Annotated in this window: 11 protein-coding genes; 8 read left to right on the top strand and 3 right to left on the bottom strand. The window is 36.4% G+C overall.

Going from position 1 to position 12,934, the window contains the following annotated elements; all coding sequences use genetic code 11:
• Both C8N46_RS12780 and C8N46_RS12775 read right to left on the bottom strand, forming a co-directional pair.
• A partial coding sequence (locus tag C8N46_RS12780) for a PKD domain-containing protein (RefSeq protein ID WP_245896839.1) occupies positions 1-3,062 on the bottom strand: 3,062 nt, incomplete at its 3' end.
• Positions 3,063-3,078: 16 nt separating this feature from the next.
• A complete protein-coding gene (locus C8N46_RS12775) occupies positions 3,079-3,507 on the bottom strand; it encodes a hypothetical protein (RefSeq protein WP_108115287.1) in 429 nt (142 codons plus the stop codon).
• Positions 3,508-3,869: 362 nt separating this feature from the next.
• Between C8N46_RS12775 and folE the strand changes: the two genes are divergently transcribed.
• The 8 genes from folE (at position 3,870) to C8N46_RS20495 (ending at position 9,804) form a co-directional block, all read left to right on the top strand.
• Positions 3,870-4,550 (top strand): GTP cyclohydrolase I FolE, encoded by a 681-nt coding sequence (folE, locus tag C8N46_RS12770; RefSeq protein ID WP_108115286.1) that lies wholly within the window; start codon positions 3,870-3,872, stop codon positions 4,548-4,550.
• 22 nt (positions 4,551-4,572) lie between these two features.
• Complete coding sequence (cysS, locus tag C8N46_RS12765; RefSeq protein ID WP_108115285.1) at positions 4,573-6,060, top strand: cysteine--tRNA ligase; 1,488 nt, start codon at positions 4,573-4,575, stop codon at positions 6,058-6,060.
• A gap of 17 nt (positions 6,061-6,077) precedes the next feature.
• Positions 6,078-6,329, top strand: coding sequence for a membrane protein insertion efficiency factor YidD (gene yidD / locus C8N46_RS12760; protein ID WP_170110086.1), 252 nt, complete (start codon positions 6,078-6,080; stop codon positions 6,327-6,329).
• Positions 6,330-6,468: 139 nt separating this feature from the next.
• Entirely contained in the window at positions 6,469-7,350 is an 882-nt protein-coding gene (gene lgt / locus C8N46_RS12755) for a prolipoprotein diacylglyceryl transferase (RefSeq protein ID WP_108115283.1), read from the top strand.
• A complete protein-coding gene (locus tag C8N46_RS12750; protein WP_108115282.1) occupies positions 7,350-7,826 on the top strand; it encodes a DUF192 domain-containing protein in 477 nt (158 codons plus the stop codon). The genes lgt and C8N46_RS12750 overlap by 1 nt, the downstream gene beginning before the upstream one ends.
• Before the next feature lie 425 nt (positions 7,827-8,251).
• The gene (locus tag C8N46_RS20500; RefSeq protein ID WP_158269144.1) at positions 8,252-8,389 is read left to right on the top strand and encodes a hypothetical protein; all 138 of its coding nucleotides are present in this window, start codon (positions 8,252-8,254) and stop codon (positions 8,387-8,389) included.
• A gap of 3 nt (positions 8,390-8,392) precedes the next feature.
• Positions 8,393-9,568 (top strand): tetratricopeptide repeat-containing glycosyltransferase family 2 protein, encoded by a 1,176-nt coding sequence (locus C8N46_RS12745; protein ID WP_108115281.1) that lies wholly within the window; start codon positions 8,393-8,395, stop codon positions 9,566-9,568.
• Between the two features lie 74 nt (positions 9,569-9,642).
• Complete coding sequence (locus tag C8N46_RS20495; protein WP_158269143.1) at positions 9,643-9,804, top strand: hypothetical protein; 162 nt, start codon at positions 9,643-9,645, stop codon at positions 9,802-9,804.
• Between the two features lie 72 nt (positions 9,805-9,876).
• Here the strand turns inward: C8N46_RS20495 and secDF are convergent, their stop codons facing one another.
• On the bottom strand, positions 9,877-12,915 hold the full coding sequence (gene secDF, locus C8N46_RS12740) for a protein translocase subunit SecDF (protein ID WP_108115280.1): 3,039 nt from the start codon (positions 12,913-12,915) through the stop codon (positions 9,877-9,879).
• Positions 12,916-12,934 lie beyond the last annotated feature (19 nt).

Below are 12,934 nucleotides of genomic sequence, written 5' to 3'. Positions count from 1 at the left end.
TCCGTTAGGGTAAAGTCAGCAAAACCGTCGCCATCATCATCACATTCTTCTATCGTAGCTGGTAGTACTGCTACTGGTAATTCATTCACAATTAAATCAAAATCCGTAACAGCAAAACAGTCGTTGCCTGGCTCGGTGCTATCAATACGAACGTAGATCGTTTCTCCGCCACTACTAGTGTAAGGACTCGAAAGAGGTGCCGTATCTGCTTGCGCATCAGCCTGACTGTTATGGAACGTAATGTTAAAGTCCGCTGGATTTTGTCCGCCTAAAATAGCAGCTTCTTGCGTAGTAAAGTCAAAATCTTCCGTGCCATTGCCATCTGTATCACAAAAAACCATATCTGATGCCGCGTTTGCTATCGGTTGTACATTTAGACGTATGTCAAATTGCGTTGTATCACTACAAGAGGCATTGGCATTGTTTTCTATACGAACGTAGATAGTCTGTGTTCCCACTGTTGCTGTATAGTTGACTGCTAGTGGGTTTACATCGTTTACAGCATCTGGCATCGTTGCGTGATACGTAATATTAAAAACTGCTGGATCTTGTGTTCCTAATACTTGTGTATCAAAACTCGTTAATACAAAGTTTTCAACACCGTCATTAGAATCATCGTCGCAAACAACAACGTTTGCTACAGCATTTGCTATCGGCAATTGATTTACAACTACATTAAATTGTGTGGTTGACACACAGTTTGTAGTATTGTCTTCTACGCGTACCACAATAACATCCGAAGGAGTGATATTAGTGTACATCGTAGGTAGCGGATTTACATTTGCATTAGCATCAGCGGTACTCGCATGAAAACTAATGGTAAAATCTGCTGGGTTTTGCGTGCCTAATATTAGTGGAATTTGTGTAGATAAGTCAAATATTTCAACACCATCATTTGAAGCATCATCACAAACAACCATGTCTGGTGCTGTTGTGAGTGACGGTTCAGGATTTAAGATTAAATCGAAAGAAGTTACCGCAAAACACGTTGCGCTATTATTGTCTTGAACTCTGATGTAAATATCGTCTATAGGAGCCGTTGTATTTGTGTAGATACATGGCAGTGGATTCATATTGTTGTCTGCATCTGCTTGTGTATCATGATAGGTTACCGTGTATTCTGCTGGATCTTGCGTTCCAAGCGCTAATACTGTTTGTGCACATAAGTCAAAATCTTCTACTCCATCGTTTCCAATGTCACACAATATCAAGTCTGGAACTGCATTGGCAGTTGTATTCCCAATGTTTATGGTGAATGATTCTGTTTGAAAACAATCAATTGTAGTTGTTCCTGTATAGGAAATTCTCACATAAATTACGTCTCCATCAGTAGCTGTGTATGCTTGTGCTTGTGCATCTGTAAGTGCATTGATTCCCGCGTCTGCATCCGCTTGTGACAAGTGATAGGTGACTTCTATATTAGTTGTATCGGCAATTGGCGCTAGCACTTGTGCTGTGTTGACTGTTAAATCGAATACTTCGGTAGTATTGTTGGAACAGTTTGATAGGTTAGATGGTGAACCATTGTTAATTTCTGGTGTTACATCAATACATACCGTTTCAGAGTATGTACATCCTAAATCATCTGTCATTTCATATGTATAGCAATGTTGTCCTGGTGTTGTTGGTTGAACCGTGATTACATTTCCTGTAGTGTCTGTGATAGAAGCATCTGGCAACCATCCTTCAGAAACAACTACTGGCGTAAAAGATTCGTCAGCAGGAAGAATAGCAGGATCAAAGTCTAAGCTCCAACGGAAAATATATCCGTTATCAATGGCTAAATTGTCCGTTACTCTAATTGTCCAGTTTCCGTTTAATGGACTTCCAATTAAGTTGTCAAATCCATTTGGATCTTCTGGAAGATAGGTTCCTGGCTGAAATGCATTTCCTGAACCTAAGTTAGTGGTTGGCGCATTGTCTAAAAATGTTGTCCCTGAGAGTCCAAAACAGTAGTCTGCTCCGATTCCAGGCGCAGTACTTCCATCGTCAAGTGCTTGTCCTAAAAACGTTCCACCTCCCGAATTTGGATATTCTAATAATACTGCTTCTTGCCCATTTGGACTTACAATGACAATTTCTAAATCACCTGTATACGAATGCTCAATATTTAAACAGATTTCTAATATTTCTGAACCAGAAGTTAATACTTGATCAGAATCAAAACAGTCAACGACAACAGAAGTTTCATACGAAACTCCACTTCCATCAGGCAAAAACGTTTCACCACTTACTGGCGGCGTACATTCTACAATAAAAGGTGTTGGTGTTACCACTCCTGGAATGGTCGTACTATCTCCAAAACATATAATGGGATCTGTTGGCGTCGTTCCTGTAAAATCAGGCGTTGTGGAAACTCGTACAACTTGATTGATAAGATTGTCATTTGTACAGTTATTCGTATCCGTTACATTTAAATTGACGATATATGCTCCTGGATTTGGAAAGGTATGCGTTACAGATTGTCCGCTAGCAGAGTTTCCATCTCCGAAATCCCATTGGTATTGAGCTCCTGTACCGTCAGAACTAAATGTAGCACTTCCGTTGAAGGTTACAGAATCGCCTTGACATATTTCGATGATATTGTTTCCATCTGCCGCTGGAACAGAAGAATCTAATTGAGAATTAATGGTTTGACATGGCGTTACACACGAAATGGTTGCTGCCCAACCAATGTTAACACCTGCGGCATCTGAAATAAATTCTATGGTAATACACCCAGAAGTATTAGAGTTTGTAGCAATTACTGTTCCTGGTGATGCGGTTCCTGTAAACGAACCAAATTGTGGCGCTGTAGTATCAGGACCATCATAAATATTCATAAAATCGCTCATGTCTTGCAATCCAAACGACGTAAATTCTAATTGCACTTTATCGCCTGCATCGTTTGGACATAAGGTCATGACAATGTTTTCATTGTTGGAATATTGTCCTGCACCGCTTCCTCCTGTATCTAAAAATGTACCTTGACATATATTAAAGGTACCGTTTTCAATAAGAACATTTTGTCCGAAACAAAAGAATGGTGTTATAATAAGAAGTAAGAGAACTATTTTTTTCATCTCTAGGTGTTTAGTTTTATAGTTTTGGTTGTGGCTTAATAATAAGGAGGTAATCCGTGTTGTCTATTTCATATACCTGATACGAACTAGCGTCAAAAAATACAAGTTTGTACTTTAATGGATTGAAGTTGTTGACATCAAAAAAATCATCATGACTTACATTGCTATTGTAGGTATCAAACATACCATTTTCAGTAATTTTAGGTACTTTTTTCCCTTTCATTTCCGACTTTCGCACAATCTCCATTCGCTCAAGAATTAATTTTTTAAAAGTTCTGTACAGATTTTTGTTGGAGAAAATTACTTTTTGAGCTTGATCTCCATAAACTTCATTGATGAAGTTATCTACTTGATGCGCTTTAAACTTATGCGAAGCCTTGCCAATTTGAGCGTTCACACTAAGTCCAAAGAAGAGAAACATCATACATACATAGAATTTACGCATAACAGTCGTGTTTGTATTCTAAGGTTATTAATTTTGAAAAGAAGCGTTGCAATTTTTATTAAAAAAACGCTTCATTCTGCTTACATTATATATAACAACAACACCCGCAAAAAACCGACATTGTGTTAAAAAAATTATTTTGAATCGCGGAAAATTAAGAAAATTTTGTGATATTCATGATTCTTTAACACATTTATTTACGGTACGTTCAACCGCATCGTATATATTATTTAGCTATCTTTGCAGTCTTGTTAATTTTTGAAAAAATAAAGTTGCAAATTACAGCGATACCACGATTTTATATCTTGGTTTTTACATACCGATTTGTACTGTTGTTTTTTTGATGAAGAAATATACAATCAATGAAAATAGATAAAGCGCTTGAAGAAGAAATACAAGCTATGGGAGACGATCACATGATGACCTCTTATGAAACGCCTATGCGCGAAGATGCTTTTGACTTGAGTGATGACGAAAAAATACAAAGCATCCGAAAAGATGTCGCGAATATCATGCAAACCTTAGGTTTAGACATGACAGACGATAGCCTGAAAGGAACGCCAAATAGAGTGGCTAAAATGTTTGTAAAGGAAATTTTTGGCGGATTGCATCCTGATAGAAGACCAAAAGCTTCTACGTTTGACAATAAATATAAGTACAACGAAATGCTGGTAGAAAAAAACATCACAGTCTACTCTACCTGCGAACATCACTTACTTCCAATTGTAGGTCGCGCACATATTGCCTATATTTCTAATGGAAATGTGGTGGGACTTTCCAAAATGAATCGCATAGTTGATTATTATGCAAAACGCCCACAAGTACAGGAGCGTTTAACAATTCAAGTGGTGAAAGAACTGCAAAAAGTACTCGGCACGGAAGATGTTGCCTGTGTGATTGATGCCAAACATTTATGTGTGAATTCTCGCGGAATCAGAGATATAGAGAGCAGCACCGTAACAGCTGAATTTGGCGGAAAATTTAAAAATGAAAAAACACGCTTAGAATTCCTAGATTATATTAAATTAGACACTAAATTTTAATTACCATTTTTGATCGTTTATCATGAAATTATATCAAGAACAAGAACTTAAAATATACAATTCCCTCACCAACCAAAAAGAAGTTTTTACACCTATTAATGAAGGTCATGTTGGAATGTATGTGTGCGGTCCTACCGTGTATAGCAATGTGCATTTAGGAAATGTACGCACGTTTATGTCTTTTGATATGATTTTTAGATATTTACAACATTTAGGATATAAAGTACGCTATGTACGAAATATTACCGATGTTGGGCATTTGGAAAATGATGCGGATGCTGGCGAAGATCGCATCGCAAAAAAAGCACGCTTGGAAGAATTGGAACCGATGGAAATTGTACAACGATATACGATTGATTTCCACACGATTCTTCAAAAGTTTAATTTTTTGCCACCAAGTATTGAACCTACTGCGACAGGACATATTATTCAGCAAATTGAAATTGTACGGAATATCATGGAAAAGGGTTTTGCGTATGAAGTCAACGGTTCTGTGTATTTTGATGTCTTAAAATTTAACGAAACCAACGAATACGGAAAGTTAAGCAAGCGCAAAGTTGAGGATTTAATCCACAATACACGTGTGTTAGATGGTCAAAGCGATAAAAAGAATCCGCAAGATTTTGCACTTTGGAAACGTGCAGAAGAAAATCACATCATGCATTGGCCTTCTCCTTGGAGCGAAGGTTTTCCTGGCTGGCACTTAGAATGTACTGCAATGAGCACCAAATATTTAGGTGACCGATTTGATATTCACGGTGGCGGAATGGACTTAAAGTTTCCACATCACGAATGTGAAATTGCTCAAAACGAAGCTGCTAAAGGTGTTTCGCCTGTCAATTATTGGATGCATGCCAATATGCTAACCTTGAACGGAAAGAAAATGGCAAAATCGACAGGAAATAATATTTTACCTGGCGAAATTTTCTCTGGAGACAGCGAACATTTATCCAAAGGATTTTCTCCAAGTGTCGCGCGTTTCTTTATGATGCAAGCACATTACCGTAGCATTCTCGATTTTAGCAATGATGCCTTACTAGCTTCTGAAAAAGGCTTTAATAAGTTGATGGAAGCCATCAAAACACTAGAAACGTTACAACCTGTGGGAGATAAAACAAGTTTCAATCTTTCCGTTTGGAAGCGCAATTGTTACGATGCCTTAAATGACGATTTTAATACGCCAATTTTAATTGCAGATTTGTTTGAAGCGGTTAAATATATCAATCAGCTAAAAGATGGAAAAGCAACGATTCTACCAGAAAGTTTGGAAGAATTGAAAAAATACATGCACATTTTTGTGTTTGAAATTTTAGGATTGGAAGCACAAAACGGAACGTCTGATGAAGGCGATGCACTTTCTGGCGTGGTTGAATTGTTAATTGATATGCGAAATGAAGCACGCGCGAACAAAGATTTTGCCACTTCTGATAAAATTCGCGACGAATTAGCAGCCTTGGGCATTCAGTTGAAAGACGGAAAAGACGGCACTTCGTTTTCGCTTTCACAGTAATTTCTTAAACGATTGTTATTAAAAAGATACTTATATATCCCTTTTTATTAATCATCCGTTTTTACCAAGCGGCAATTTCACCCTACACGCCTGCCGCTTGTAGATATACGCCAACTTGCTCACACTATGCTGCAGAAGCACTGAAAAAGCACGGATTGTTTCGCGGCGGTTTTTTAGCCATGAAACGAATTTTTAGTTGTCACCCTTTCGGCGGAAGCGGATATGATCCTGTGCCTGACGAATTCCCAAAAAAGAAAAAAAAGGAATAGTTTTAACCATCACTTTCATTTTCAATCATACAAAAATTACATACACTGACTTTCAACAAAATGCAATTCCTTAACGGTTTGCGTTCTTTGATTTCCGTTTGGTTTACCTATATTTACACTTTATAAATTATACCATTTTATGCACCTACTAAGTATCAACTGGAATCCCAGCGAAGTTTTATTGAATTTAGGCCCAATTCAAATTAGATATTATAGCTTAATGTTTATCATCGCATTTAGTGTGGGATATTATATTACAAAACGGATTTACGAAAAAGAAGGCATTCCGCTAAAGTATTTGGATTCGCTATTTATGTACACGGTGATTGCTACGTTGTTAGGTGCGCGTTTGGGAGAAGTTTTCTTTTACAATTGGGCACATTATCAAGACCATTTAATCGAAATTTTACTACCAATTAAAGCCGATGCCAACTCCACACTTTTTGGCTTTATAGAAGGCTATAAATTTACAGGTTTTGCAGGCTTGGCAAGTCACGGAGCGGCTATCGGAATTATTGTTGCACTGTATTTATACCGTAGAAAATACCAATACAAAACCTTGCTTTGGATTTTAGACAGAGTGGTTATTTCTGTGGCGATTGGTGGTGTTTTTGTGCGCATTGGAAACTTTTTCAATTCTGAAATTGTAGGAACGTACACCAAGTCAGATTTCGGAGTTGTTTTTAAAGCCAATGGCGATACATTACCACGTCATCCCGCACAATTATATGAAGCGATTTGTTATGTGTTTGTCTTTGCGATTTTGTGGTACACCTATTGGAAAACAGACAAAAAACAGAAAGACGGTTATATTTTTGGATTGTTTTTAGTGTTACTTTGGACCGTGCGATTCTTTGTGGAATTTGTCAAAGAGAATTTGGGCGGATTTGGAGAAACATTTAACAATGTGTTGAGCACAGGACAATGGTTGAGCATTCCATTTATCATTGCAGGCTTTTATTTTATGTTTAGAAAAACAAATTCGTCAAACACTGAAACTCCTAAAACCGCGACTTCCTAATGAAACAGTTACTCTTGTTTTTGTGTATTTCTGTAGCGTTTGTTTCGTGTAAAGAAACCGTTAATCCGCAAGTTAAAACCCAAGACATTTCGTTTACCAAAGAAGGTGAATTGACGTTATTGAAAGCCGACGGAACACCAATCAAAACGCTAGATGTAGAGTTTGCTGAAACGGATTATGAACGCCAAACGGGACTCATGTATCGCAAGTCGATGGAAGACAAGCAATCCATGCTTTTTATATTCAAATCGGCGCTTCCACAGAGCTTTTACATGAAAAATACTTTTATTCCTTTAGATATTATTTATATAGATCAAAACAAAAAGATTGTGAGTTTTCAAAAAAACGCTATCCCGCTGAATGAAACTGGACTTCCTTCAGAAGTTCCTGCGATGTATGTATTGGAAATCAAAGCAGGATTGGCAGACGCGTGGAATTTGGAAGTTGGCGATAGCATTTCATTTACAAAAAACTAGAACTTCATTTTACTCGATAATCGAGATTAAATATGCTCCGACGCTTGGCTTGCGTCGAAATGTTTCAATAGTTTCTACTTGATGCTTCGTGGGCTCGCCCCGAAGTAATTGACTTCTTTTCAGTGAACTTTTCAGAAAGTTTAAGCATCTTCAAAGTATTGTAAATACTGAGCTTTGAGCACCTTTGAATTTTATCAAGACAAAAAAATATTTTATCAAGATGTTTTCCTCAACTTATCAAGATAAAAAATAATTTTATCAAGATGTTTTTGCAGTCTTATCTTGATGTTTTTTAAAAGACCGTCTTTATTGTTTTTACAAGCGTTCGTTTTTATATAGCATTGTCACTTATGTTTCTTTTTTAAATTCCTCAAAAAAATTGCGCTCATTTTAGTATATTTATACTTCATCAAAACTTTTCACATATGAGTCTATTACGTTATTTATCGTCTACCATATTAGAAAAATTTGCAAAAAAGCCTGCTGTTGATACTTCAAAAATCATCGGTGGTGCAAACGAAGAAGCAGCACAAAATGAAGTAAGTTCTTTTTATCATTCATAGTTTTTGCTGCTTTCCGTTTGCATCATAACAAAAAATGAAGCGTCTAATATTCAATCCTGTCTGGAATCTGTAAAGGAAGTTGCCAGCGAGATTATTATATTAGACGCTTTTTCTACAGATGATACCGTAGCCATTGCTCAAAATTACACCAATCATATTTACCAAGATGTATGGAACAATGATTTTTCACTAGCTCGAAACTTTACCATATCTAAAGCTTCTGGCGAGTGGATTTTGATTATTGATGCAGATGAACGCTTTGTGTATAATCAACAGTTTTTATCCAATCTACAAACTACCAACGTAAAAGCGTTTTCTATTATTCGAAAAGAAATCTACAGGCAACATCACGATTTGAAACGCGTGCAATATCCTGTCAATATTATTCGCCTGTTTAAACGAACAACCAACGCTAGATTCCACTATCCTATTCACGAACGACTTGATGATTTTTTTGAACGTGAGCACATTCCTGTATTTATACAACAAGATTGTTATTTAGACCACTTTATTAGCGCAGAAATCTCGTTTGTCAATTACAAACAACAAAAATATCTAACACAGATTAACGCCTATTTGGAAGCACATCCCAATAATGAATGGCTTAGGTATCAACAGATAAAAACGCTGAAATATTTTAAAAATACTACCGAAACATTCAAAAGTATAGCGTCGTTTCAACCCACTAATAAAAAGATTGTAGTCGCTACAAATTTAATTTTAAGTCAATTATTCCACGAAAGTGGAAATACTGAAAAAGCTATTGAAACGTTGAAAAGCATTCCAAATTATAAATCGTACACCATTACGAATATGTTATTGGGCGATTTTTATTTTTCATTAAAGAAGTATCGCGCAGCACTAAAATTTTACCACAAATTAAAGACCTCCATAAAAGCATCCGATTTTGAAAATGCTATGTACATTGCCTGTTATTGTGAAAAAGCAGACAAAGTGTATAAGATTGCTAGTGTTTTGTATAGTTGCAAGTATTATTTTTTCTGTATTCTTTTTTTAAATCGTAATAAAAAACATTTGCAAGCCGATTCTTTATTGCTGTACGCGTTTATTTTTATGAAAAAGAACGATATAAAACAAGCCTTAGCATTTGTTAGAAAAGCTAGAGAAAAAGATACCAAGTGGAAAAAACTGAAAACTTTAGAAACGGCATTGCAATGAATTCTACGGTTTTCCCGTAAATATATTCTCTGTACGATTCTTATCTTGAAGCATTAACTTAAAATTACATACACATGAAAACTAAAAATGTAAAATCATTAGCACTACGTAAAACAGCTATTTCTCAATTGAATGCTGAAAAAGTTACAGGAGGTTTAGCAGCACCAACCACACATAAAACAAATATTACTTGTGGTGGCATCTGTGAAAACTCGGTAGTTGTTTGCGAAAAGTAATTGCTATTGAAATCATAAAAAAACGCTGCTCAAATGAGCAGCGTTTTTAGTTTGTATGTATTTTGTACCAAATTAGGCTTTAGTATCTTCTCCTAATCCTTTGTTGATATCTCCTTTTTTAACCGTATCATACATAATTGGCGTTGCAATAAACATAGATGAGTATGTACCTACAACCACACCTACAATTAAAGCAAACATAAATCCACGAATAGATTCTCCACCGAAAATAAATATCGCTAATAATACTACTAAGGTAGTTAACGACGTATTCAACGTTCTACTTAATGTACTGTTTAGTGCAGAATTTACCACTTTGCGAAGTTTCCAGTTAGAGTTCTCGTTCATAAATTCACGGATTCTATCAAATACAACCACGGTATCGTTTAGCGAGTATCCAATTACCGTTAGAATCGCCGCGATGAATGCTTGGTTGATTTCCATCGTAAATGGTAAATATTTCCATGCCAATGAGAAGATTCCTAATACGATTAATACATCGTGGAATACTGCTATAACCGCACCCAAAGAGAACTGCCATCTTCTGAATCGTAATAAAATGTACAAGAATACTACTACTAACGAACCTAATACAGCCCAGAATGATGCTTTTTTGATATCATCTGCAATGGTTGGTCCAACTTTGATAGATTGCATGATTCCGACAGTTTTATCTTCTGCACCGTCAACAAATTTGTCATAGTCCATTGTACTTGGTAAATATGATTTTAAACCGTCAAATAGTTTTCTTTTGATATCATTATCTACTTCCGTTCCTGTTTCGTCTACTTTGTAGTTGGTTGTGATTTTTAACTGATTGTCATCTCCAAACGTTTTTACTTCTAATGACACTGCATTTTCGCCATCAACAAAAACATTTTGCAATGAAGCTCTTACGTCTTGTGGACTTGTTGTACCTTCAAAACGTACTTGGTATGAACGTCCACCCACAAAGTCAACTCCTTGATTCAATCCGCTTCCAAGCGTAATAGAGTATAAACCAATGGCAATGACAACTCCAGAAATGATGTATGCAATTTTACGCTTCTTCAAGAACTCAATGTTCATGTTGCGGAATAAGTTCTTCGTAGCACCTGTTGAGAATGCCAAGGTTTTTCCTTTTCCTAAATACCAATCGATTAGTAATCGTGTAATGAAGATTGCTGTAAATAAAGAAGTTGCAATACCGATTAATAAGGTAGTTGCGAAACCTTTGATTGGTCCTGTTCCGAATAAGAATAAGATTAAAGCGGTTAAACCAGTGGTAATGTTCGCATCAAAAATCGAAGACATTGCTCCTTTCCAGCTGAATGCATGACTGATAGATTCTTGCAGTGTTCTTCCTTTAGCCAATTCTTCACGAACACGCTCAAATAAAAGTACGTTTGCATCTACCGACATACCAATGGTTAATACGATACCTGCAATTCCTGGTAACGTTAATACCGCTCCTAAGTTTGCTAATACACCAAATATTAATAAGATGTTGAATACTAAGGCAACATCCGCAAACAATCCTGCTCTACCATAGTAGAATACCATCCAAACTAATACCAATGCCAATGCGATTAAGAACGACATTAAACCACTGTTGATAGCTTCTTGTCCTAAAGATGGTCCAACAACTTCTGATTGTAAGATTTCTGCTTGCGCTGGTAATTTACCTGCACGCAATACGTTTGCTAAATCCTGTGCTTCTTGAATGGTGAATTGACCTGAAATTTCAGTATTTCCACCAGAAATGGCACCATTTGTAACACCTGGCGCAGAGTACACAATATTATCTAAAACTACGGCAATGTTTCCTCTTTCTTCATATACTTCACCTGTTAGTTTTTCCCATTGCTTCGCTCCAATTCCGTTCATCTGCATTGTTACTACTGGCTTCATGTCGTTACCATAGCTTTGTTGTGCAGCATCTACTACATCACCTCGCATTTGTGGAGTAGCCGTTTTTCCTTTACGGTTTCCTGCCAACGCATATAAATCAACCGTTCTGCTAACTGGATCTACTTCTTTTCCAAAAGCAAAACGTACATTACGCAATTCTGCTGGTTGAATTTGCTTTAAAATTGGATTGTTAAGCAACTCTAAAATAGCTGCTTTGTTTTCTTCTTTCGCAACAGCAATGACACCGCCTCTTCCATTTTGCGCTAACGACATTTTGTCAAATAACGGATTTACTACATTTAAAGTGTCTTGTTCCGTAGACGTTGCTAATGCGTCAACATCATCTTCTTCAGTAGTATCTTTTTTAGCAAATGCTGGAAGTTCTTTTAATTTTTCATTAGCACTTACAATATACGAAGCCAATACTGAAGTGTTGTTGTATGTTTTCCAGAATTCTAATTCGGCTGTCGTTTGTAATAATTTTTCAATACGAATTACATCTTTAGCTCCTGGCAATTCAATCAAAATACGTCCAGAAGTCCCTAAACGCTGAATGTTTGGTTGCGTTACTCCAAATTGGTCAATACGTTTGTTTAATACTTCCTTCGCAGAAACAATCGACTGATCTACTTTTCTTCTCAATACATTTTTTACAACATCATCTGCTGTGTTGTATGCATTTTCTTTTAATTCATCTTGTAGTGAAGCGGTGTAGAAAAGCTTAGGATTTGCTAGTTTTAATCCTTCTGGCTTTAATTCGTCAAAAGCTCTAAAGAAAGATTCCAAGTAATCTTCTTGAGAATCTTTTTGCAATTCATCAGCTCTATCAAGTGCTTTTTTGAATGTTTCATTATCGCTTTCTCCTACTAATCCAGAAAGAATGTCTCTTACTGATATTTGAAGAATTACATTGATTCCACCTTTAAGGTCCAATCCTTTGTTTAATTCTTTTTCTTTGGCTTCACTATACGTAAATGAAGTAATTCCGAAGTTGACAGGTTCGTCTCTGTCAATAGAGTCTAAGTATGTTTTTTCAACTAAAGCTCTTTTATCTGAGTTCTCTTTTGTGTCTTCGCCGTCAGTTGGTTTAGGCACTTGCGCTACTGCATACGCTCTCGCATCATTTTCTATTTTATTCGTGATGAAAGTAAATGACAATTGGTAGATACTTACCAATCCGAATAAAAGCGCAAATAATTTAATTAATCCTTTGTTTTGCATTTTTAATGTTTTTGGTCAA

The organism is Kordia periserrulae, from assembly GCF_003054265.1.
In the GTDB taxonomy this organism is placed as follows: Bacteria; Bacteroidota; Bacteroidia; order Flavobacteriales; family Flavobacteriaceae; genus Kordia; species Kordia periserrulae.
Note: the sequence above shows the minus strand (reverse complement) of the source record. Positions and strands in the feature narration are given on the sequence as shown.

Excerpts from the sequence above, each read along its gene's own strand:
- C8N46_RS12775 (WP_108115287.1), bottom strand. The coding sequence starts at position 3,507 with ATGCGTAAATTCTATGTATGTATGATGTTTCTCTTCTTTGGACTTAGT.
- folE (WP_108115286.1), top strand. The coding sequence starts at position 3,870 with ATGAAAATAGATAAAGCGCTTGAAGAAGAAATACAAGCTATGGGAGAC.
- cysS (WP_108115285.1), top strand. The coding sequence starts at position 4,573 with ATGAAATTATATCAAGAACAAGAACTTAAAATATACAATTCCCTCACC.
- lgt (WP_108115283.1), top strand. The coding sequence starts at position 6,469 with ATGCACCTACTAAGTATCAACTGGAATCCCAGCGAAGTTTTATTGAAT.
- C8N46_RS12750 (WP_108115282.1), top strand. The coding sequence starts at position 7,350 with ATGAAACAGTTACTCTTGTTTTTGTGTATTTCTGTAGCGTTTGTTTCG.
- C8N46_RS20500 (WP_158269144.1), top strand. The coding sequence starts at position 8,252 with ATGAGTCTATTACGTTATTTATCGTCTACCATATTAGAAAAATTTGCA.
- C8N46_RS20495 (WP_158269143.1), top strand. The coding sequence starts at position 9,643 with ATGAAAACTAAAAATGTAAAATCATTAGCACTACGTAAAACAGCTATT.
- secDF (WP_108115280.1), bottom strand. The coding sequence starts at position 12,915 with ATGCAAAACAAAGGATTAATTAAATTATTTGCGCTTTTATTCGGATTG.